At 39.0% G+C, this 23547-nt stretch carries 24 protein-coding genes; 6 read left to right on the forward strand and 18 right to left on the reverse strand.

The window, feature by feature from the left end; translation table 11 throughout:
* Positions 1 to 19: 19 nt before the first annotated feature.
* The 7 genes from C2U43_RS16120 to C2U43_RS16150 all read right to left on the reverse strand — a co-directional run bounded on the left by C2U43_RS16120 (position 20) and on the right by C2U43_RS16150 (position 5316).
* Complete coding sequence (locus C2U43_RS16120) at positions 20 to 976, reverse strand: radical SAM protein (RefSeq protein WP_103245484.1); 957 nt, start codon at positions 974 to 976, stop codon at positions 20 to 22.
* On the reverse strand, positions 976 to 1995 hold the full coding sequence (locus C2U43_RS16125; RefSeq protein WP_001015146.1) for a radical SAM protein: 1020 nt from the start codon (positions 1993 to 1995) through the stop codon (positions 976 to 978). The genes C2U43_RS16120 and C2U43_RS16125 overlap by 1 nt, the downstream gene beginning before the upstream one ends.
* Entirely contained in the window at positions 1985 to 2170 is a 186-nt protein-coding gene (locus C2U43_RS16130) for a hypothetical protein (RefSeq protein WP_000344776.1), read from the reverse strand. The genes C2U43_RS16125 and C2U43_RS16130 overlap by 11 nt, the downstream gene beginning before the upstream one ends.
* 889 nt (positions 2171 to 3059) lie before the next feature.
* Complete coding sequence (locus C2U43_RS16135; RefSeq protein ID WP_000430100.1) at positions 3060 to 3335, reverse strand: membrane protein; 276 nt, start codon at positions 3333 to 3335, stop codon at positions 3060 to 3062.
* Positions 3336 to 3345: 10 nt separating this feature from the next.
* On the reverse strand, positions 3346 to 3897 hold the full coding sequence (locus C2U43_RS16140; RefSeq protein WP_001248726.1) for a hypothetical protein: 552 nt from the start codon (positions 3895 to 3897) through the stop codon (positions 3346 to 3348).
* 14 nt (positions 3898 to 3911) lie between these two features.
* The gene (locus C2U43_RS16145; protein ID WP_001588078.1) at positions 3912 to 4478 is read right to left on the reverse strand and encodes a hypothetical protein; all 567 of its coding nucleotides are present in this window, start codon (positions 4476 to 4478) and stop codon (positions 3912 to 3914) included.
* Positions 4479 to 4983: 505 nt separating this feature from the next.
* Positions 4984 to 5316 carry a hypothetical protein gene (locus C2U43_RS16150; protein WP_020239715.1) on the reverse strand — a complete coding sequence of 111 codons (333 nt, stop codon included), beginning with the start codon at positions 5314 to 5316 and terminating at the stop codon, positions 4984 to 4986.
* An 881-nt stretch (positions 5317 to 6197) separates the two neighbouring features.
* On the opposite strand from C2U43_RS16150, the gene C2U43_RS16155 reads away from it, so the two are divergent.
* Both C2U43_RS16155 and C2U43_RS16160 read left to right on the forward strand, forming a co-directional pair.
* Positions 6198 to 6932: a DNA-binding protein gene (locus C2U43_RS16155; protein WP_103245483.1), complete on the forward strand. Its 735-nt coding sequence runs from the start codon at positions 6198 to 6200 to the stop codon at positions 6930 to 6932.
* 146 nt (positions 6933 to 7078) lie between these two features.
* The gene (locus C2U43_RS16160; protein ID WP_100280100.1) at positions 7079 to 7561 is read left to right on the forward strand and encodes a DUF4756 family protein; all 483 of its coding nucleotides are present in this window, start codon (positions 7079 to 7081) and stop codon (positions 7559 to 7561) included.
* A 78-nt stretch (positions 7562 to 7639) separates the two neighbouring features.
* On the opposite strand, the gene C2U43_RS29415 is transcribed toward C2U43_RS16160, so the two are convergent.
* The 9 genes from C2U43_RS29415 to C2U43_RS16205 form a co-directional block, all read right to left on the reverse strand.
* Complete coding sequence (locus C2U43_RS29415; RefSeq protein WP_126502050.1) at positions 7640 to 7960, reverse strand: hypothetical protein; 321 nt, start codon at positions 7958 to 7960, stop codon at positions 7640 to 7642.
* A gap of 58 nt (positions 7961 to 8018) precedes the next feature.
* Positions 8019 to 8768 (reverse strand): EcsC family protein, encoded by a 750-nt coding sequence (locus tag C2U43_RS16170; protein WP_084831986.1) that lies wholly within the window; start codon positions 8766 to 8768, stop codon positions 8019 to 8021.
* Between the two features lie 98 nt (positions 8769 to 8866).
* Positions 8867 to 9109: an H-NS family histone-like protein gene (locus C2U43_RS16175; RefSeq protein ID WP_103245482.1), complete on the reverse strand. Its 243-nt coding sequence runs from the start codon at positions 9107 to 9109 to the stop codon at positions 8867 to 8869.
* Positions 9110 to 9170: 61 nt separating this feature from the next.
* Positions 9171 to 9536 (reverse strand): hypothetical protein, encoded by a 366-nt coding sequence (locus tag C2U43_RS16180; RefSeq protein ID WP_103245481.1) that lies wholly within the window; start codon positions 9534 to 9536, stop codon positions 9171 to 9173.
* 19 nt (positions 9537 to 9555) lie between these two features.
* On the reverse strand, positions 9556 to 9792 hold the full coding sequence (locus C2U43_RS16185; protein WP_048221736.1) for a hypothetical protein: 237 nt from the start codon (positions 9790 to 9792) through the stop codon (positions 9556 to 9558).
* Between the two features lie 50 nt (positions 9793 to 9842).
* Complete coding sequence (locus tag C2U43_RS16190; protein ID WP_103245480.1) at positions 9843 to 10139, reverse strand: hypothetical protein; 297 nt, start codon at positions 10137 to 10139, stop codon at positions 9843 to 9845.
* 79 nt (positions 10140 to 10218) lie between these two features.
* Complete coding sequence (locus tag C2U43_RS16195; protein WP_103245479.1) at positions 10219 to 10518, reverse strand: hypothetical protein; 300 nt, start codon at positions 10516 to 10518, stop codon at positions 10219 to 10221.
* A 32-nt stretch (positions 10519 to 10550) separates the two neighbouring features.
* The gene (locus C2U43_RS16200) at positions 10551 to 10769 is read right to left on the reverse strand and encodes a helix-turn-helix transcriptional regulator (RefSeq protein WP_103245478.1); all 219 of its coding nucleotides are present in this window, start codon (positions 10767 to 10769) and stop codon (positions 10551 to 10553) included.
* 149 nt (positions 10770 to 10918) lie between these two features.
* A complete protein-coding gene (locus tag C2U43_RS16205) occupies positions 10919 to 11794 on the reverse strand; it encodes a DUF6387 family protein (protein WP_103245477.1) in 876 nt (291 codons plus the stop codon).
* Positions 11795 to 12235: 441 nt separating this feature from the next.
* On the opposite strand from C2U43_RS16205, the gene C2U43_RS16210 reads away from it, so the two are divergent.
* The 4 genes from C2U43_RS16210 to C2U43_RS16225 all read left to right on the forward strand — a co-directional run bounded on the left by C2U43_RS16210 (position 12236) and on the right by C2U43_RS16225 (position 21380).
* Entirely contained in the window at positions 12236 to 17257 is a 5022-nt protein-coding gene (locus C2U43_RS16210) for a sacsin N-terminal ATP-binding-like domain-containing protein (protein ID WP_103245476.1), read from the forward strand.
* A 719-nt stretch (positions 17258 to 17976) separates the two neighbouring features.
* On the forward strand, positions 17977 to 19014 hold the full coding sequence (locus tag C2U43_RS16215; protein ID WP_048235116.1) for an extracellular solute-binding protein: 1038 nt from the start codon (positions 17977 to 17979) through the stop codon (positions 19012 to 19014).
* Positions 18998 to 20686: an ABC transporter permease gene (locus tag C2U43_RS16220; protein ID WP_103285482.1), complete on the forward strand. Its 1689-nt coding sequence runs from the start codon at positions 18998 to 19000 to the stop codon at positions 20684 to 20686. The genes C2U43_RS16215 and C2U43_RS16220 overlap by 17 nt, the downstream gene beginning before the upstream one ends.
* Positions 20687 to 20696: 10 nt before the next feature.
* Positions 20697 to 21380, forward strand: coding sequence for an ABC transporter ATP-binding protein (locus C2U43_RS16225; protein ID WP_032669186.1), 684 nt, complete (start codon positions 20697 to 20699; stop codon positions 21378 to 21380).
* A gap of 24 nt (positions 21381 to 21404) precedes the next feature.
* Here the strand turns inward: C2U43_RS16225 and ldtA are convergent, their stop codons facing one another.
* Complete coding sequence (gene ldtA / locus C2U43_RS16230) at positions 21405 to 22334, reverse strand: L,D-transpeptidase (RefSeq protein ID WP_103285483.1); 930 nt, start codon at positions 22332 to 22334, stop codon at positions 21405 to 21407.
* Between the two features lie 127 nt (positions 22335 to 22461).
* The gene (gene cobT / locus C2U43_RS16235; RefSeq protein ID WP_008785130.1) at positions 22462 to 23526 is read right to left on the reverse strand and encodes a nicotinate-nucleotide--dimethylbenzimidazole phosphoribosyltransferase; all 1065 of its coding nucleotides are present in this window, start codon (positions 23524 to 23526) and stop codon (positions 22462 to 22464) included.
* Between the last annotated feature and the right edge of the window lie 21 nt (positions 23527 to 23547).

Here is a 23547-nt window from a genome sequence, read left to right on the forward strand (position 1 = left end):
CTATTTTAAAACCATTTATTCAGCCATTATTTATTCGTGCATTAGCTAAATCACAGAGGTATTTGTTTTTATATCCCCCATGTTCCAAGTACATATATGCAGGGCAATTCCTACATGCAGCGTTTAAAACACATTGACCACACTTACTATCATAATATATTTTATGGAAATGTTCACTGATAGAGTTTAGCTCTGCCCATACATCATTAATGTTTCCGTCAATAATATTATATTGCTTCTTTCTGTATACAGCACAAATAGATGCGCGACCAAACTGATCAACAAACAAACTCGAATAACCCCCTGAGCATTTCTTAAAATAGTCTAAATTATCCATTGGTATATTACCATCTTTAATTTTCCGTTCCATTGCAAGATCATTTTCAATCTTAACAATTTCATTCGGTTCCAACCTCTCTTCTAAATTATTTTGATAGTTTAATGATGGAATAAGGTATGTGTTTATCTCAATTTTGTTTTCCGAAAAGAAAGCTAGATCTGATGAAGATACAGATATTGATTTACATAGGGTTAAACCTTTGTATATTGTAATGCCTAACTGTTCTAATCTGGATATATTCGACATTATCCTATGAAGGCTGGCTCTTTTATTTTTAGAAAAGCTACGAAGCTCTCTATTATCTTTGCCATATATAGAGACAGAAACAGAACTTGGTGGGTATTTTCCGAATAGTTCAAAATGTTTTTCAGTCATTAAACTCGCATTAGTAAAGAGTGAAATATCGATTCCCTGCTGATGAATGAATGTATATAATGAAATGAAGTCTTTATAAAGAAGAGGCTCACCTCCAGTAATAATTAATTTCCTGCATCCTTTTAGCATTAATTTAGTTATCACGTTTTTCCATTCGTTCACATTTAATCCTAATGAGGTTTTATTATCAAGATAACAATGCGGACATTTAAAATTACATGATGTTATAATTTCAATGGTAGCAGATGTTAAATCTTTCATTATACCTCCGTAAACGCAGAAATTCTGCGTTGTGCTAACTCGCACATAAAATCTATCGGTTCTGATGAATTTCCATGTTCCAAATTGGCATATGCCGCACACCATCTGCAAATGGATTTTTGATCACATGTAGAGCATTTGCTATTGATATAATAACTTTGCATTTTATTATGTGAATCTTTCAAGTATTTCCTTATGGTTTTCTCATCATTACTCAAAAAACTAATTTTATCTTCCACATATAAAGAACATATAGATGCATATCCTCCAGCATCTATTGAAAGGCTATTAATGCCACCACCACATTTAATACATGCTTGTGAAGTCATATTAGATATTGATTTCCTCCAGAAACTTACAGTTTCTGGATTACTATGCTCAAAGTTAATAATATCATCAATACTAGCTCTTTGAGATAGTTTACCTCTCATTAAATCTTTTTGTGGGAAAATTATGGCATCATACATAATTTCTTTTTTATAAACTCTAGCAATATCATCAAACTTTCCTTCCAAAGCTGCTGGTATGGTTTCTTTTCCTATAATTGCTTTCAACATGAAATCAATATTATTAGAATATAAAAACTTTATATTTTCGATCACTCTTTTAAAAGCACTTTTATTTATAGTGAACTTTGCGTATTCGTCAGCACCAGTACCATATAACGTAATCATGATAACTTTGGGTGGGTATTTGATAAGAATTTTTTTAGTCACATCCGTTATGTAAGATAAATTTGACATAATCGAGATGATAAATCCTTTATTTTTTGCATATGTATATATCTCATCAAATCTTTTATATAAAAAAGCCTCACCACCAGTAAATGTAAGGTACAAAACTCCCATGCTGTATAATTTATCGATACATGCAATAACATCATTATAATCCATATGAACTTTTTTCGTTGGACAATAACAATGGAGACATTTAAAATTACAATGCTGAGTTAACTCAATACTGGCGGTTATTAAATGTTCTCTTTGAAATGCTTTTTCTTTCAAGGAGTCATGATTCATTTAGCTTACCATATATTTTATCTAATACGTTTTGGATTTGAATGTCATCAAATCCATATTTCTTTTCCAACTTATTGTTTTTTATTTCAGTTGAATACATTAAAACATCAAATACTAGTTCGTTAACATTATAGCACTTATTATTAGATTGATTGATGACAATATATTCATCCATTATTTTTCTTGGTATATATATGCTTTTCATCTTAATTTATAACTATCCAATATAATATAAGAGCAATAACCACATTGCTCTTATTTGAGTTATTTTATTTTAACATTGGTTATACCCATCATCTGGGCTAGGCCCCCAACATCCAAGAGTCTTTCTTTTGGATACAGGATCAATATCCTTTACTTCCTCAAACTCACAGATATCAATCTCGTAGTTGTCTACAGTTTGTTGCTCGTTAACATTCATCTTACTTCCTCTCTACATGATACATTCTTTAAATATATATCTCTTGCATGAGAACACATTGACATTAATCAAAAAACAATGATTCTAGAGGAAGTAGACACACTTACTATAAAAAATTCAATTCAGCCAATGACAAAATAAACACAATCTCATGACGCACATCACAAAAATAAACTTAAGCTCTATGTAAAAATGCCGTATAAAATAACTACACAACTTTTTCAAAACACATTAAATAGAAATTAACAAATCATACTTAGTAATAAATTTTCATCCATTTTAAACAATATAATAGAAAAGCTCTCCCCGTGCCATTTACCGACCTTAGGTCGGTTTTTTCCTTCTCATAATGCTAAAGTTGAGCATCGCACATACTTTTTTTTCTGAATCAGGATAGACAGGCCGAAGGTCAATAATATAACCACGAAAGCATACCAGCCGGGGAATGCTCCATCTAAAACCTCAAACAAGGCATCCGGAAGCGCCCCTTACAGTGAAAGAAAGCATAAGACCACTCCACGTCAGGGTAATATCTTTAAACGTTTTACAGCTCTTATGGTTTATTTTATCAGATATAAATTCATATAGCCCAAATGAAATTAAAAAGAGCTATGATAAAACATAGCTCTTTTCACTTTAACTTCTACATCCTTCTCCTGAACACAACATTATCAGAGAAGATCGCCTTACCTGCGACAAACCCAACAGCCGCAATTATCGGTAGGCTGATAGTAGCTCCCGCCATACCTGTAGACATTCCGATCAGAATAGACAGGCCGAAGGTCAATACTATAACAATGAAAGCATACCAGCCGGGGAAGGTTCCATACAGAACCGTCGCCATGCAGCCAGTACAAACATGCACACCGCGCTGGCTCTCTTTCAGGCAAAACGGACACTGGATTGTATTGTTTTCCATGATAGACCCCTTAGAGCGCTTTCCAGCCATTGCTTGTTTTAACTAAATTAATTGCGCCATCTTCAGGTTCATTCATACCCTTGACGTTTGCGAATGCTTTTTTATCCACCCATGAAGGAACATCCGCCAACTTCCATGTATAACTAACATGAACAACCTGCTGATTACCGTTGCCCGGCTCAGTCCATTCCTTCACTTCATCAACTTCACGATGACCAATACACGCACCTTCTGCCCGGTTCCAAAACTCAACATTTTGCCCTTTGTCTGTTACTTCCAGAACATCGACACTGCTAAAGCCATTTGCCTGTTGTGAAACAGTGAGCAACCCTTGTTCAGCAAGTCCTTTAAGGATTTCATCACTAACATTGTATCCTGCAGAACGGTAGCCATGATTAACCTTTATAGGAAAACCTTTATTGAATGCAAAGTCATTGTTCTGCAGTGAGTAGCACAGCTTTGATTGTGAAATTTTCGCGTTGATCGCTTTCTCAAAATCGCCTTTTTCACCGCAGCCTGATAGCAACACAGCAAGGCCAGCAATGGCTAAAAATTGACGCATGGTTCTCATCCCTTTTAATGATTGATAGTGCCGTTTCTCAGAACAACCAGACGAACTGGCATATCGGCATTGTTTACTGTGGCAAATCCACGAACTTCGAAATTGTTTACCGTTCCAGTAACGCTGACTTTCTGGCCTTTCTTGTAAGTAAGAACGGCATCATCAATACCAGAGTAGTAATCCAGCCAAACCATACCGCCGCAGTAGCTTGTATCGGCAGTTTTAAAGAGCAGGTAATAGTGGGGGGCTGATTTGGGCATACCCGTCATCATATCGCTTGCACTTCTGCCCTTAGTAACTTCCAGAACTGTGGCATTGCTGATAGAGATCCTTTTGCCTGTCCATTTCTTTTCTGCTGCCATTGCGTTTTCTTCATAGTCTTTGCAGACAGCACCCAGACCTGATACTGGTGATGCTGGACCAAGATTTTGAGTGGCGGTACTTCCATTCAGCGCTTTACCTACTGAAGACAAAGAAGAGCTGATTGCCCCATTGACTTTACTCACGCCATCGTTGAGTTGCTGGCATCCTGTCAGTGCGGCAGCAGACAGCACCAGTGGCATCACTATCCGTAATTTCATATCTATCCCCAATGTGTGGAAACTTTATATCAAAGACAGCCCTACCCATAGGTTGGTCTCTCTGGGCTGTAAAAAAGCATTAATCAATTGATAGGATTCAATTTATTTTTCTGTTCGTCATATCGTTTGTATCGATCGAATTCAAATCATTTGATAGATTAAAACTATCATATATCTATAATCGATCGATATAAACAATTAAAACACCGATCAATTGACGCTAATTTGATAGTTAAAATCTATCAAATGCAGTTTATTGATCTTTTATATCGATCAATAAGACGTGTAATGTACACGAAGAGCCATGTCAGTAGCTGTTTGCACATGGATGGAGATAGAAAGGTATAGGTCGGAACAGATAATACCCTGTCGACCATTACGCAGACAGGGATTGTTAGATCTCAGGTAATGTAGCTATCTTCAGATATGGTGTTGTAAAAACCTGTATGCAACGCATGTTTTAATATACTGTTTCATATGGAATGGTAGCTACCATTCAGATTTTTCAATCATCTTCCAAAGCACTCACACCACTTGCCGGGAAATTGGTTTTCATATTATTCGATATCTTCGGAACTAAGGACTCTATTGTTTCTTCGCTAACTTGGCTGAGTTCAGAAATCAATCTTCTGTATGTATTAATCATTCGTTCCTGATCAAACTCATTTGCTGATTCTGATAAGAAGAAATAGCCATAATCTTTGACATGGATATTATCACCACTTTCCAAAGTGAGTTTTATTCCTTGTTCATTTTCTTCAACATCTTTAACAATACAAGTCATAAATGGTATTTTTTTATTTGTATGAAAGAGCGTAATAATCTTAATGTTGTTCATCCTTTATTTTCCTTCTTTTTTTATTATTTAATACCATATCGAATCGGTAAAAATCAAATTTAACTCATTTAATAAACGTTCTACCTGTTTTTATTATTCTTTTGAAAAGATATTTATCTTATGAGCTAACGCTCATGTGCTGACGCACGGCTACGCCCTAACGCTGTAAAATATATTTAACGATTTGACAATGGTATTTGCTATGTTTTAGGGGAAAGCCAAAAGGATCAACATCTATTCTTTTATTCATGATTAAATATTTTAGATCCTATATTTCATAACAGTATTAGCACTAAAAAATATAGTATTTGCTCTTAAACGCATAGGAAAACTATATTCATAGAAGCAGCACTTAGTGATTGTTCAAAACAATCACATTGCTGAAACAGGGTTCATCCCTGTTAATGATGGATTTATCAATGAAGAATTGCGGCGACAGCCGCCAATAAAATAAAGGTAAGCAATTGCAGTATTCCTGAAACATCAGCAGCGCTGCGTGATTGTATGAAACAATCACTTCGCTGAAAATACACCCCAAGAAAACCATATGTTTTTACGTAAAACGCTCTGCACATAAGATAAAAGGAAAACTAGACTCTCTTAACTTCTTACTAATTATTTAATTATAAGCACTATCCCAGCCCAATAAAATCGGGGCTTCACACCTTTTTTTCCTATGTTTAAACATAGCAGACACCTATGTTTAAACATAGAACCCTCCTATGTTTAAACATAGCGGAATCTATGTTTAAACATAGTTTTTTTAACATATAGCAACATCATAATAATAAAAGTTCTATTTTATTTATAGTTTAACTATTGACTTTCATTTTTCTGCATAGTATTAAATAGGCATAATAAGAACTATAAGAGAGAATAATATGAATACTAATGACACTGAACTACTTCGCTTATTTGAAACATTAACCACAGAGCAAAAGATTGATATCGCAAGACACTTGCTACAAAACAAAGATATAAAATCAACCACCGTTATTGCAACAGAAGAAGATAAAGCGATCTCATTTGCACAGCCTTATGTTTTTGCTTTTACTTCAAACTTTCGTGTTTTTTCTGATCTGGATATATCTAAGAATGAATTCCGCGTGTTGACTTATATCTTAGAATATATGGAGTTTGGAAACCTAATCAACCTCTCACAGTCATCACTCTGTAAAGCGTTGAATATCGCATCCGGTAATATGTCAAACATATTCAAAAAGCTAAAACAAAAAGGTATTCTCGTTGAACATCATGGACACCTGTATATCAACTCTAATATTTTTGCCAAGGGTATGAGTCATCAACTTGATGAAAAACGTAAAGAGCATTTGAGTAATGCAAAAAGCCTCAATGCTGATATTGAACAATATCCAGAGCATTATGCAGATCTTTCACAGAAAGAAAGACGAAACTTATCTTTGGAAACTGAAAATAAAGAGATCTACACAGATGCCTTTGTTTTTAGCAAGAAGAAGAAAAATAATGCTGTTCCTAATGCTAAAAACAGTGTCCAGATCGATAAGCCGCGAAAGGTATATAAAAGAACAAAAGAAAATGAAGCGGCAAGAAAAGACGTAGGTGATATCGACATCTATTTAAAAGCTGCATCCTAAAACAGGACAACAATAATGGAAAAAACATACTTGATAGTTTTTATTCTACAAAAGTAAAAAAAAATATTTAACCCTTTCCTTAATTTGACACCTTCTCTATACACCTTAATATATAAATATATCCACTATTTATTAACGAGGTATATATGAGAAAAGTACAATTAGACAACACTGATTTATTAGCTTATTTTAATACGATTGAAGAACTCAAAAATCATCCATCAATGGATGAATATAGAGCAGGATATAGTAAGCTACGTGATGATGATGATACATTTGCATATGAAATAAAAAAATATAGGTCTGCACATACCACACTGCGCAGGCTTGATAAGAAAAGACAATCTCTTTTGGATAGCTTTATTAGTGAGCTTAATCCTATAAGTTACTCAGCAGCTAACACCGCTGCTAAATCATCAGGAAACTTTGATTTAATTAATGAACGAATACTTTACAGAAAAGCCATTGAAGAAAAAAGTGATACAGAAATCATTGCTCTGGTGATAAAACAACGCACAGAGGCCGCTCTTGAATTCCAGCGCTCTGTTGAGCAGAGTCTGGAACAGCTTTCTTCTATCTCATCAGATTTTGAGTCCTCAAATAAAAAAAGAAGAAAATTGTCTTTTTAAATGCATCAGTTCTGCATTAATCTGGCATTTACCAAGTATGAACTTAATATATGCCAGAGGAATAACAGTGTAATTTATCTACGCTTGCCTTTTGGATTTTATTTGAGAGAACGTTATCAACGTTTGGCAAAATGCAACTACATCACCCATTGTTCTCAGTGAATGTAATGCAGGTCCCCAATCCGCAGGCTCTCCCTCATAGTGGTGCACTTGTAGCCATCCGCCATCTTGTGCCGACGGATGTGTTGAATGTCTAATTTGAAATGCGATACCGTGCTTTTCTCTAGCAAAGTAAACATCAAAAACTGCATCTTGAGGATTACCAGATACCTGATACTCATATTCCGAACCTACAGCTCTTATTAATTTTTTTGCTAAATCTCGGTCTAAAGATTTCATTTCACGACCTATTTAGAATAGTTAAAAGCCAGAACTGAAAATTATCACCATACAAACATCATTCAGGTATTTTTTCTTCAATGAAAATATTACGGGATATATTCCCAATAGTATTGGTGGATACACTATCAAATGTAGCACCAACGACACCACCAACTAGTGGTATTGCTTTACCAAGATTAATAGCACCTTTTTGCCCAAACTTAGTTATAAGCCTAAATCCTACCGCTTTATTTATAGCTTTTATTGTTTCACCAGAAATATTTTTAATTAAGGTATTTGTCATTTTTGTACTAATTGTTATACCTATATTTTTCACTATATCCTTCGCAGCATTTCCGGTTAAACAAGTATATACAAGTGTCTTAACACGGTCATCTTTTAAATCATACCCGCCCATATGTGCAATTGCTGCGATCATACGAACTTGTATAAATATGACGCTTGAAATGTTAGCTGGAATGGCCACCGGGAGCGTTATTATTCCACCAAGGCCGGTGATAAAGCCTGATGTTCCCGCTTTTGTATTTTGCCATCGTATTAGCGCATTAACCTTATCAACAAGTTCTCCATCACCATTCAAATATGGTGCAGCAAGCTCTTGCGCCGAATCCAAACCTACAACACCATTACAGGCTTTATCATAGGCCCAGTCCAGTACCTGCATGACTTTTGATTCAGTGATTTCACCATCCTCACTTTGGGCGGTATCTTTTTTTGCAAGAACTTTCTTACCGATGCTGCCTAATGCCCCAAAAGCTGCCGTTGCACCTGAAAATTTACCTGATTTTTTATCGTCAGAATCCATAATGACCTCAGAAAAGATAATATTCAGGATAAGTATCGGCAATCACAGATAAAACTTTAGTATTAAAAATCAAACACACACGATCTTGTTAATTGTCATTAACCTATAAGATCCTCCGGTGATACACGATCACGCCCCATTTTCTCAAGCAACTGTTGTAATCTCTTAGCCCTCAAATTTTGTGCTTTCTTCTCACCAATCTCCTGATAGTATTCTTCCCGACGCTCCGCAACAACTTTGCGGAACTTCTTCAAAAGCTGTTCCAGTGTTTTGATGTCGGTAGTAGCAGCTTCAGCTTGGATTTTTTTATACATATACATAACATTGAACTCATCAATCATATTGGTTATCTCCGTTTCATTACAGGATTATTTCCCTCTGCACGAGGGAATATTGCCATTTTCAATACTGATTCACAGTCATTTTTAACTTCCAGTAAATATGCTCATCTGCATCATCCGGTTTTATGTTTTTCAATACAAGCTCAATGACATGCTCTTTATGCCAGTATAAAATCGTTTCCTTTAACTCATCTATATTGATCTCAGATACATCTTTGCCTCGTCCTCTTTTAACATAATCTTCAACTTCACAGGTAATCAAAACATCATAAAGTATCTCTGATAATACCTCTCCTGTTAAAATACTCATGGCTGTTTCAGGTTGCTTTTCGGATATGCTATAGATCGTTTCGCAATATCCCTGTAATACATTTGTAATAATATTTATTGTCATTTTATTACTTTCATTTAAAATAATTTCTTTCATACTGATTCCTTTTATTAAGTTAAATATTAGATACTATTTTGATGATTACAGAACCATATTCCAGATCCATCTCATCATACAGTGTCTCATTTACATAACGATTTAAATCATCTAACAAGGTCTTGTCATTCATGATTTCTTCGACAGAGCTACCTCTTAATGCGATAAATATATCCAAGCTTTCTTGGATAAGACTCATCACTTCAGGTGTTTTTTCACATAACATACTTACGATTACTGTCATATCATTCTTCATCTGTTTTTCCTTTTGTTTATAGTTGGCCCCTTGCGGGGCAAGACTAGTTCTTACTTTCTAAAGTTTTCTGAATACCCTACCAGCAGGGCTGCTACTTGTTCAAAGTTGACCTGATTAATATCACCACAGCTTCCTTCTTGTGTGGTAAATCTTTCAAAGTTATTCTGAATATGGTCAATCACATAAATAATAAATGGACTCATAAAATCCGGATCATCCAGATAGTCATTGGCATCTCCATCACCATTGACTTCCATGAACAGATTCCAGCTTGCGGAAAACGATCTACATGCAAGGTCATAGAACAGTTCGGTTGATTTATTAACACCTATCTTCTCTTTAGACATATTTATACCCTCATAATTAAATGCTTATTTAATTCATTGTGTTTTTTATTAGCCCCTTTCGGGGCCGAATATGCTGTTGTTAACTCATGCTAAAAAGTAATACTTGAGTATGAACATATCTCATTTCATGCATAACTTTATCCATATCAACATAAATCAGTCTTTCTCTTTTACCCATTTCTTCCATGTGTTCATCAAAGCGTTTTGCCAGATAATCTTTAACATGCGAAAGATATAACTCTGTTCTGTCGCTATCCAACATAATAGCCGCTAATACCTCAAGTTCTCCTTGTTCTTTATATATACGTATCCCCGAGATATAAAGATTCTTTGCCATAGTAGTAAAAATATTGGTAGATGACTCATTGATATTTTTCATTTTATTTCCTCTTTTTGTTATTAAAATATTTGTTATTCAGATATAGGTCGTGAATCAGAGATGATTTTTTCAATCCATGCATCAATCTCACTTTCTATAAAGGCAATAGACCTTAAACCCGTTTTAACTTGCGATGGAAAGAGTCCTGCTTTAATAAGCGTATAAATCCATGTCTTTCCAAATCCTGTTCTTCTAATCACTTCTGGTAAACGAATAAGACGTTGTTTTTTATTTGCTACGATTTGAACCATATTTATCTCCTGTGCATTTGATGGAAATAATTGTATGGATATCGCTTGTGAGAAACTAGGTTGGTTCACCAGCCCTGAACAGGCGGGAAGTTCAGGACCAGTGAATTTAGGGGATTTTTATGAACGGCGAGTACCGGGGACGTTCAGGCTCAGCGAACATCCCTTGTTTTCTTTTTGTCTTCAGGTTTGTCATTCATCCCGATGACAGCAAGGATATCGGAACTTTTCACATGCATGTTTTTTATGAAAAAATCATTCAACGACTTGAAATAATTATCATTGTTCAAGAACTCATAGGCTAGAGGGTAATCAGTGTCTTTGATTTGCTCGCTGCCTCTGGCATAACGTATATCGGGGTGCAGGATGCCAGCCAATACTGGATAAGGGATTTTCTGCTTGTTGAGCTGTTCCCAACCGATGAGATCCATCAACGGGATGATTTTGTAATCCAGTATCTTTTGGAATGTTTTATGACCAAAACGGAAATCTTTTTCCGGTGGCTTAGGCACATTCAGGTGCTTCTGCCATTGAGTGATAAGCACTTTTAGGTGTTCTGCCAGATCGTCACTGCTGGCTTCATCCAGATCAATTTCAATCAGCATCTTGTTAGAAGGATTCAGCCCTCCCTGTTTCAGGTATTCAGATATGTATTCAGAACTCACTGATACATCATCTTTAGGCACGTTGTTTTCCAGACGATACATAGCCCGTCCATAGTTAAACAACGAAGTCCTTGTCATTGGCCTGACAGCATAACTGTGTGCCAGCATATGGCTATCAGAAACCCATTTCGTCTCATGTATGACTTTACCTGAACGGATTTGGGCATCATGGTAGATCGCCAGCATTTGGTTCTCTTCGCCTGCTGTTTCCCACTGTTGTCTTGCTTTGTAGGCAAAAATCCGTCTTTCCAGTTCGGCATAGATTTGTTCTAGCATTAAGTCTTTCAGCACATCGTAACGGCTTACATCAAACCACTCGCTTAATGCTTCGACGATTTCCGCTTTAGGCATCTTTTTTGTCATTTTTTTCTCTATAAATGTTGACTTTTAGTTGTGATAACGCTATCTCATTTAACAGAATAGAGAAAGTGAAAAAAATGTCACTCAGCCTAAGATAAGGACATTGAAGAGTTGAATGTAACTTGGCCCCCTTTTGCACATGACTTGACCAATGCTCGCAAATCACTTGCTCATTCATACCTTCAAGAAGTTTAGCCGTGGCCTAAACTGTTCTTCTGCTGAGTGCCAGAAAAAGATATTAAATCGATATTTAGATAGGGTCTCAGAAAGGTAGTGGCATATTATATTAAATAACAATATACTGAATAGCTTCTCATAATAGCGCTACACTTGCAGAAGATGACATCCCGCCAGCGCTGGAGCCGCAAAATGATAGGTGGAGTATCAATGCGAGAAGCTATTTAGAAGAAATGGGCATCATTGAATTCCAAAAGGATATATTAAATGTCATTTAAACCTCAAAGTAATATTATTAGTTTAAAAGAAAAAATTGTAAAAACATTTCAAGATAATATTAATTATTCAAATCCTAATCAAGCAGTAAATCAAGCTGACTCTCTGGATGCTTTATCAAAAGACCTATATGCTGACTCTAAACGTTTCATTTATGAGCTATTACAGAATGCTGATGACTCAGCTGTTGATGGCAAATCCGTTAATGTATGGATAAAAATTATAGGCAATAATTTAATTGTTTCGCATTCTGGAAAACCGTTTGATGAAAGAGATATTCAAGGAATTTGTAATATTAATAATGGTACAAAAAAATCTGATATTACAAAAACTGGTTATAAAGGAATAGGCTTTAAATCTGTATTTGGACAGTCACAAAAAGTAATTATCTTTACTAATAGTGAGTATTTTAAATTTGATGCTAATTATAAACACAACTGGCAGTGGGAAGAATCCTCACAGGATAAATGGGAAAAAGAAAATGATAGAAAATTTCAATATCCTTGGCAGATTATTCCAATTTATCTTCAGTCAAACGAGATAGAGACAAACATACATGAATATCTTCAGTCTATTAAAGCAACTGTTGCAACGGTCATTGAGTTAAAAACTAATAATGACATCATAGCTTCTCTTCAAGAACTTTCTCAAAAAACAAATATGTATCTTTTTCTTAAAAATATTTCTAATATTATTTTTGACACCGAACAACGTGTTAATATTGCGATAGATAGGAAAGCTAATGGTAAAATTCACTTAGAGTGTAATAATAGTTGTCAATCTACTTGGTTATCAAAAACTTTCGAAATTTCAATCCCTAAAGAAATCAAAAATTCTCTATCTTATGACCAAAATATTCCTGATAAATTTAAGTATATTGATAAAGTAGATCTTACTTTATCTGCGCAGGTAAAAGATGGCTCCATTGTTAAACTACATCGTACAGATAAACTACTATATTCTTATTTGCCAACAGATGAAACAAAATATGACTTTCCAGTTTTAGTGAATACGAGTTTTCTGACTACCGCAAATAGAGAGTCTCTTCATGCCAGTTCAACGTGGAACCAATGGTTGTTTACACAAATTGGCACTAAACTATTTGAGTGGATAGCAGAATTAGTCCAATCAGAATATCAATTCCAAGCTTATAATTTACTTCCAAATAAAATTCTTAGTGATACTTTAGGTCAACATTTTAACAAAGCTATGGATATAGCTTTACAAACCATTTCTTTTATACCTGTTAAAAATGGTAATTTAGTAAAAGTAAAAGATGCTATTGTAGATTTCACTTTTTTATCTGATAAGGATTACATTGGTGAAGAACCAATCAAAAAATTATTAACGGCAGAGGATAAACATTTCACTAAAAACACAGGATATGGAAAAAAACTTAATGAGTTAGGAGCAACAACTTTTGAATGGAAAAATGTGCCAGACTTACTTCTTTCAGTTTTTTTTCAAAGTAATCACTCCACTAAAAACAATATTGATTTAATAAATCACTTTCACTATTTATGTCATCTTGAAAAAACCACTGATGTGAAGGCAGAAGATATGAAAAACATATCTTTTATTCTCGATCATAAAAAGGTATTGTGCGTCCCTCAACAAATATCCTTTCCATCATCAGATGATACAAAATGGAATGATCAAACAACTTCTCTATCGTTTGTCCATGAAGATATCCAAATATGGCTTCGGAATAAACCAGATATAAAAAACTGGCTAGAAAGTTTAGGTGTAACTGAAAAAACTGATACAACCTATATTGAGCAAATCATTATTCCTAATATTGAGACATACATTACGAGTGAAAATGCTATTTCAGCCATGCAAGATTTGTTTCGCCTATATGAGAAAGGAGATCTTAAAAGAGATCTAATTGAACGATTATCACAGATTAGGTTATTAACAAAAAACGGCAGTTTAAAGCCAGCAAATGAATGTCATTTATCTAATTTTTATGACCCTAGATTCGCAATAGAAGAAATATCAGATTTAGATATTTTTGTAAGTAATTTATATTGCATAGATGAAAGTAATAGAAGTGGCTGGAAACTTTTTTTTAAAATGATGAGGGTGAGAGATAGCACAACTATTGTATCTTATCCACAAAGAAGGAATAAAAATGACTTCATTAAGGAAGGATACCGTTCAGAGTATTTTAATGCTGAAGATAAACGCTTCAGCCCCTTTCAAAGTACTTTTAGCTCTGATGCATTCCAAAATATTATAGTTATAAGCTACATTGAGGCTATACAAAATAATATAAAATTTTCACGTTTGTTTTGGCGGGATTTTATATCAAATAATGAACCATCTATAATCAGCAATCGTGCGACTGCATTCTGGGGGTATCATGGGAGGCCGGGGCAAAGAAGCGGAGACCCAGTTGGTAACTATATCCCATGGTATATAGAAAATATTTCTTGTATTCCAACCACTGATGGTAATTGTTATTCATCCCCCAATGTTTTTTTAAACACACAAGAAATTATAGATATAGGCACTAATTATTTACCAATATTTGATTGTATAGATCTTACTCCTGAATGGCGTGCTTTTTTTAATTTTAACACTAAATTAGAGTTAAAAGATTACTTATCTGTTTTAGCTAAAATTTCACAAGACACAGAAGATAAGGGAGTAGTAAAAAAAAGCAACATCCAAAGAATTAATATTATTTATAAAAACCTCCTGAATCAATGTCTAAATTGGGGGGGTAATGAAATTACAATAATAAAAACATGGATTGAGTCAAATAAATTATTAAATACCCATAATCAATTTACAAAATGCTGTTCTTTAAAATATTTTATAGATGGCAATGAATCAATCTTTCAAGAGCAATTTAGTTTTATCAATCTTGACGCTGAAAATCGACAACATCCTCGTTTAGAAACACTTTTGAATTACTTAGGCATACAGCTTTTAAGACAAAGTGATTTTGAGTTAATCCCAATAGACAAATCTAAATGTATTGAACTAGAAAAACATTTAACAAACATTATTCCTTATTTTAGAATTTGGATTGAGCATGATGTAAATCATAACATTGAGACATTAAGAGCGTTAGAAGACTTACAGTCTAATATCAATAAATTAAGTATCAATCACGCTACAGAACTAAAAATACAATATTCAGAGATTAATTTTACAAAAGATACAAATGTTCATTTTGATAGGGAGGCGGTGTATGTAACAAATCCTTGGCATTCAAATAGCGTTTTATTAACATTACCTACTCAATTATGTCGTTTTTTAGGTTTGCAAGGGCATGATAAAAAATTGGATTTTTTACTTAGGTCTAAAATTGAAGAGATACAGAAATATTTTTTACAAGAAAATATCACTATTTCTGAAGAAATTTTAAGTCAATATACGCATCAAAACCAAAACAATCAAACAATTACCAGTATTTCAGGGGCCAAATCATCACTAGCAACACATAAAAAAGTATCTTCAGAATATTTCCATATGAGTGAAGCTGATTTAGAGAAATTTAGATATGCAGAATCTATTATTTCTCGATCTATGGCAAAAATTCTTCAGTATCTTAGCACTCATAACGATTATGATTGTACCAACCATTATGAAATTACTAATAGTATCATTGGCGGTATTAAAAAAAATGGACATGAAATTGCTATAGTTGCTCGGCCATCAGATAACAATCAAGTCATACTTTATGATGGATCAGAGTTTGATGTGTTATCACATGCTGATGCGGAGTTTTGGCATGAAGATGGCGAAACTCCACCTAGACAAATACGTATAGGGCAATTAATTACGCAACTAGATATAAATAGAATACCTATCAGAAAGGTAAATATCTCTACAAATAATTTGACAGCATCATTGAAAGCTAAGTCTAAAGTTTTAGATTTTGATGTAATTCCATTTGTTCCAGCAAAAATGGCACGAGTAATCGCATCTTTTGCAAATACTGATGGAGGAAAAATTATGTTTGGAGTTAAAGAAAACACAACAAATTCAGTAGAAATAGTGGGGCTAGATATAAACATTGATGTGGTCGGAATGGTTCAGAAAGCTATTTCAATGTTGTCACACATCCCAATAATTAACTATGAGTGGGTACATGTAGAAGGAAAAAATATATTTTTAATTGAAGTGGAAAAACAAAATAATAATAACATTCTATTGAATGACATGAAGTACATTAGAGCAGGGGTTTCGTCTATTTTAGAAAAGGGCGATACTAATAAAAAAACTCTAAATAACCCTGATATTAAAAGAACTTTTGCCATCATAATATCTATCGAAAATTATGCCCCAAGAGGTGAAAAGACAATTTCACCAGTGAAATATGCAAATAATGATTCGCTAGAGTTCGAAAAATTATTAATTAACAGTATGAATGTGAAGGAAGAGGATATTTATTCATTCACCGATAGTCAGGCCTTAAGATCTGACTTACAGAATGGTTTGAAAAGCATATTTTTTCAACTAACAGAGAATGATCGTTTAGTTTTTTATTATGCAGGGCATGGATTTCATAATGGTATTACAAATTACTTAACTACCTATGATACTTATCCATCAAACTTATTGGATACAACGGTATCTTTACGTGAAATTTTATTAGACCCTCTGAAAGGCACATACTGTAAAAATGCCTTGATATTTATTGATTCTTGTGCAGAACACCTACAAAAAGACAGTCAAAGAAACACCGTTTTTAATATGGATTATGAGGAGTTCATGTTAATAGCAAGTGAGTTTCCTAGCTACAGCATTTTCCTTTCTTGCCAAACTGGAGAAAGTTCATTCTCTTGTGATGAATTAAAACACGGCGTATGGACATACCATTTAATTAAAGCGTTATCAGGTGATGTTAAAAAAATTAATAACTGCGAATTTATTACTGATAAATCATTGCGAGACTATTTATCGACACATGTCTCTAAATATGTAAACGAACAACTCCATCTAAGTCAGAATCCAAAAGCCATATTAGAATCAAGCTATGAAAATATCATCATTTAAAATGTGAAAGTATGGAATTAATATGATCTGACCTCGTTTTTATAAAGAGAATAACGTCACCTCCAGCTCAAAACACTCTGTTGCATAGCATGTCGGTGTTTCAGATGTTGCTGGAGCTGATCGACTGGTTGCGGATCCTCACTCATAGTGAACTCAGCTCCAACCTGCATCAGCTCCAATCTGATGGACAATGTTAAAAATCGTGCTGTCAGTTAATAATCATCTGCTTAGAACGGCATAAAAATCATAATAATGCTGTCAGCGTGATGTTGTTCATCAAGCCTTTACAAGGCAGCAACAGACAACAGGTAATGACAACAACCAATTGTTTTTAATTGACATTTTATGGTTACAGATTAAATAATGATGGTAAAAGTGCTGGTAAAAAATCATAGTATTTCAACAAAACCACTAATAACAGGAGTTATAGATGAAGTTCGAGTCCAGTCAGAGGAGCCATATTTAAGAAGCCTGCTTAGGAAACTAAGCAGGCTTTTTGCTTTTCAGGTCGCTATAAAATCCCTCTCATAAGCCCCCTGCCTGCTCTGCACCGCTGTTACATGCCGCATCACAACGTTGATTAAAGTTATGTAAATGTAAATCGTTTAAACTTTGCAATTATTGTAAGTGCTAGTGATTATCATTTATTGTACGCGAGCCAAAGGAACGAGCCCCCCGCTCGGTTCACTGTACGTTCCAATTACTCTGGGATATAAACGATGAATTCTCTGCCTCGCGCCGGACTGCGCCGTATCACCCTTGCCTCTGCCCTGGTCTTCTCTGTTAGCCTACCGGCTTTCGCTCAGGATACGTTAACGCTCTATACCACCCGTGAACCGGGTCTGATCCAGCCTTTGCTTGATAGCTGGACCAAAACCAGCGGCATCAAAGTCAGTACGGTCTATATCAAGGACGGTATGCTTGAGCGCGTTAAAGCTGAAGGTAAAAATTCACCTGCCGACCTGCTGATGACCGTCGATGCCGGTAACCTCATTGATTTAGTGGAAGCGGGTGTAACTCAGCCAGTAGAGTCAGAAGCACTGAAAACCGCTATTCCGGCTAATCTGCGCGGCGCAGATAATCAGTGGTTTGCGCTGTCGATGCGTGCCCGCGTGCTGTATGCCGAGAAGTCACTGCCAATCGATAACTGGCATTACGAACAACTCGCCAGCCCTGAGTACAAAGGTAAAGTTTGTATTCGTTCCGGACAGCACCCGTATAACACAGCGCTGATCGCCGCAATGATTGCTCATCACGGTGAAGCAAAGACCGAAGAATGGCTGCGCGGTGTGAAAGCTAACCTTGCGCGTAAAGCTACCGGTGGCGACCGCGATGTAGCTCGCGATATTCTCGGCGGCATTTGCGATATTGGTCTCGCCAACTCCTATTACGTCGGCCATATGAAAAACGCCAAAGAAGGCAGTGATGCACGTCAGTGGGGCGATGCGATTAAAGTCGTTAAACCCACCTTTGAAAATGGCGGTACACACGTCAACATCAGTGGCGCAGCTGTAGCCCGCTATGCACCAAATAAAGCCGATGCCGTTAAGCTGATGGAATATCTGGTTTCCGCACCTGCCCAGCAGCAGTATGCGAAAGCGAACTTCGAATATCCGGTATTGAAAGGCGTGACGCTTGACCCGGTTATCAGCGCTACCATCGGTGAAATCGACGTCGATAAAACGCCGTTAACCGAAATCGTTAAATATCGTAAACAAGCTAGTCTGCTGGTAGATAAAGTTGGATTCGATCAATAAACCTCTGCAGTTTCCGACGTTACGCGGCCTGGTTTCCGGGCCGCAGTCATTATTAACGCCGCTACATCTTGGCGCGCTGTGCGTAGCGCTTGGCGTTCTGACACCGATCATTGCGCTGATTTGGCAGGCTACCCAGGCCGATTTATCTCACTGGGATAATCTCCTGACGTATGTACTGCCTGCCGCACTAAAAAATACCGTGCTGTTATTAGCCGGTGTCGCGGTGATAGTCGGCGTGATTGGCGTAGGCAGCGCATGGGCGGTAACGGCATGGAATTTTCCTGGACGTAAAATACTAAGCTGGGCGTTACTGTTGCCGCTGGCGATGCCTACCTACATTGTGGCTTTTGCGTGGCTCGATCTGCTGCATCCGATTGGCCCCCTGCAAACCTTTATCCGTTTTTTATTGGGTTTTGACAGCCCAAGACAGTTCCGACTGCCTGATTTACGCTCACTTTCCGGCGCAATCATCCTGCTCGGATTAGTGCTGTACCCATACGTGTATCTGACAACCCGCGCCATGTTTATTAGCCAACCGGCTCATTTACTGGAAGCCGCACGAACGCTGGGATGCAGCGCAACCGGAACCTTCTTTCGTGTTGCTTTGCCCATGGCACGTCCGGCGTTAGCCGTTGGGATCAGTCTGGCACTGCTGGAAACGCTCAACGATATTGGCGCATCGGAGTTTCTCGGTGTACAGACGTTAACCGTTACCGTGTACACCACATGGATCTCGCGGTCTGATTTATCTGCCGCGGCACAAATTGCCTGCATGATGCTGATGTTTATATTCCTTATTCTGACGCTGGAATTTTATGGTCGCAGAAAACAAGGATTCAGCAGCCGCAGCCTGCGGGAGATTCAACCTACGCGCGTGCAGGGCTGGCGTGGTTGGCTGCTCGGTGGCGTTATTTCACTGCCGGTTGTGCTGGGTTTTCTGGCTCCGGTACTGTTTTTAATGTGGGAAAGCGCCAAACGTATAGGTGATGAGAACCCCCTTTCCTCTTCGTTACTATCAGCATTGCAAAATACGCTATCGCTGGCAGCGGGAACTACGCTAGTGGTGGTTTGCGTCAGTATGCTGGTGGCCTGGAGCGCGCGTCATAGCGCCGCAGACAACGCCATGCCGGGATTTCGTCGCGGCGTGATGCGTCTGGCCTCTTTAGGCTATGCGGTTCCCGGCACAATTCTGGCGATTGGCTTTTTAACCCCCGCCATGGCTGTCGACCGCTGGCTGGCAGATTTACTGGATGTTCGCGGCCTGCCGCTGATGTCCGCCGGGATCCTGCTGGTAATTTGTTGTGCCATGCGATTCCAGGCGATTGCCATTGGCGCGCTGGATTCTGGTCTGGGCCGCATTCCACCTTCGCTGGAACAGGCGTCTCGTCTGTTGGGTGAGAATGGTGCGGGGACGTTTGCACGAGTCCATTTTCCCCTGCTGCGCCCGGCGTTAGTCAGCAGTGCCCTGCTGGTTTTTGCTGATGCCATGAAAGAGCTGCCAACAACGTTGCTTTTGCGCCCGGTCAATTTTGAAACGCTGGCAACGTTGCTGTATGCGGAAGCCGCCCGTGGAACCTATGAAGAAGGTGCTATCGCCGCGCTAATGATTGTTTTAGCTGGCACGCTACCGGTTATTTTGTTGGTGCGTCACCAAATGACTCGCCGTGGTTAAGAGAGCAACAATGTCAGAAATTGCATTACGACTCCAGGATGTACACGTTGCTTATGGCAACAGCCAGCAATCGGTACTGAGCGGATTTTCAATGTCGGTACGTAAAGGTGAAATTGCCTGTCTGCTGGGCGCTTCAGGCTGCGGAAAAACCACGGTGCTACGCGCAGTTGCCGGATTTGAACGCCTGCAAAACGGAGAGATCTATGTTTCACAGCGACGTGTTGCCGGTCCCGGCGTTCATCTGCCACCGGAAAAACGTCATGTCGGCATGGTCTTCCAGGAATATGCGTTATTCCCCCATCTGACCGCGCAGCAAAATGTGGCCTTTGGATTGCGTCGCATGCCGCGTGAGGAACAACAGGCCAGAGTGACTGAGCTGTTGAAAATGGTGGAGTTACACAGCCATGCCAACCGCTATCCGCATGAGCTTTCCGGCGGGCAACAACAGCGTATCGCCCTTGCGCGCGCGTTGGCGCCACATCCGGAAATCCTGTTGCTGGATGAACCCTTCTCCAGCCTTGATAAGCGCACGCGTGAGCGTCTTGGCAACGAGGTACGGGATATTTTGCGCGCCGCCGGGCAAACGGCGCTGTTGGTTACCCACAGTGAACACGAAGCCCAGCTAATGGCTGACCATATTGGCGTGGTAAAAATGGGGCAGTATCAAATTAAAAAAGCGACCCATCCGACCTGAAGGTAAACAGGGTCGCCCTGAAAATTAATAATGCTTCTGTACCAGGCTGATGTTCACCGGCATACCGGAACGTCTTTCCAACGCCTGGCTCCCGCGGCTCACATCCACGTCATTCCCGCTGATAAAGGTGCGCAAAGCGGGAGTGACTGGCAAAGGCACCTTTCTGTCAGACTCGTATTCCGAACGGTTTCGTGACAGCGGCTCATGTACTTCCACCCAGCGACTACCGTCCGGCTCTTCGCTGTATTTCACCGGTCGGTCAATTAATTGTACACGCGTCCCTACAGGCACCGTATCAAACAGGTACTTGATGTCGTCATTCCGCAAACGGATGCACCCCTGACTTACCCGCAGACCAATACCGAAATTGGCATTTGTCCCGTGAATGGCATAAAGCCTGCCAATATAAATTGCATACAGGCCCATCGGATTTTCTGGTCCGGCAGGAACAAATGCCGGCAAGCTTTCCCCGCGAGCGGCGTATTCACGTCGGGTATTTGGCGTCGGCGTCCAGCTTGGTGCTTCCTGCTTACGTTCTACCGCTGTCACCCAGTTACGCGGCGTTTCTCTACCCGCCTGACCAATGCCAATGGGTAAAACCTCAACCGTATTGCTGCCAGCAGGATAATAGTAAAGCCGCATCTCGGCGACGTTGATGACAATCCCCTCACGCACGGTATCCGGAAGTATCAGTTGCTGTGGCACAACCAGCGTTGAACCCGATTTAGGCAGAAAAACATCGACGCCCGGATTGGCTTCAAGCATATTGCTCAACCCCTGCCCGTACTGAGCGGCAAATGCCTCCAGCGGCTTGGTGTTTCCTTGTGGAACCGTAATAGTCAAAGTGCTACCCACCAGGCGACTCCCCTCTGGCGGCAGCGGATAACTCACCGCCTGCACTCCCTGACTCGCAAGTAGCATAATGAGTGAACAAAGCAGTTTTACACGACGCATCTTTTTCCTTTCCTTCGTCGCAACAGATATCCGTTAAGTATAGCTTTTATTATCTGTTTTAGTGGGTTACGACATATTTGCGCATAAAAAAACCTCGCCATCAGGCGAGGTTCAGGTTGAACGGTAACTACGCTTCCTTACCATCTGGAAGCACGATGTTACTGGCGGCGAGCTGCCCCATATTTTTGTACATCGCACAGGCAGCTTCAATAATCGGCATCGCCAGCGCGGCCCCGCTACCTTCGCCCAAACGCATCCCCATATTCAGATAAGGATCCAATTCAAGATGCGCCAGCGCGGTGCGGGCGCCCTTCTCAGCGGAGAAGTGTGACGGAATTAAGTAGGGTTTAATCTGCGGCGCAATCTGGCTGGCCGCCAACGCAGCAGAATACGAAAGAAAACCGTCCAGCACCACAGGCAGACCACAGGAGGCCGCCCCAAGCATCACCCCCGCCATACCGACAAGATCAAACCCGCCAACCTTAGCCAGCACATCGACACCGTCATGGCGATCAGGTTGATTGACGGCAATTGCCCGGCGCACAACGTCTACCTTATTCCCCACCCGAGAAAGAGGAAGGTTAGCGCCAATACCCACGACTTCCTCAGCATCACTGCCGGTCAGCACGCTGACAATGGCCGCCGCAGGTGTGGTATTTGCCATACCAAGCTCCCCGACGCCAAACAGCGTTACACCGTCTTTTGCCAGTTCATGGGTATAGCGGATGACTTCCAGCAACAGCTCCTCGGCCTGCGAACGGCTCATTGCCGGACCTTCGGCTATATTGCCGCAGCCGCGTGCCACTCGCATATTCACCACACCGGGAATAGGTTCAGCATCAATCCCAACATCTATCACATGAACCTTCGCCCCAGCCTGAGCGGCCAGGACGCAGACGCCGGTCGTTCCACGCGTCATATTGGCAGCCTGTATAGCCGTGACAACTTTAGGCGAAACGGCAACCCCTTCATCCCACACGCCGTGATCGGCGCACATCACCAGCATCGCTTTGCCGTTCACATGCGGCACACCCTTCAGGCCAGGCATCCCGGCCAATTGTACGGCGAGAGATTCGAGTCGCCCTAAACTTCCCGGCGGCTTAAGCAAGCCGTCAATATGCTGCTGTGCACGCAGCATCGCGGCACTGTCGGGTGATGGGATCGTGCGGAGTAAAGAGGTTAAAGTCTGCATAAGGGTTCCAGTATGTGGGCT

Source organism: Citrobacter freundii complex sp. CFNIH9 (assembly GCF_002903305.1).
Taxonomy (GTDB): Bacteria; Pseudomonadota; Gammaproteobacteria; order Enterobacterales; family Enterobacteriaceae; genus Citrobacter; species Citrobacter portucalensis.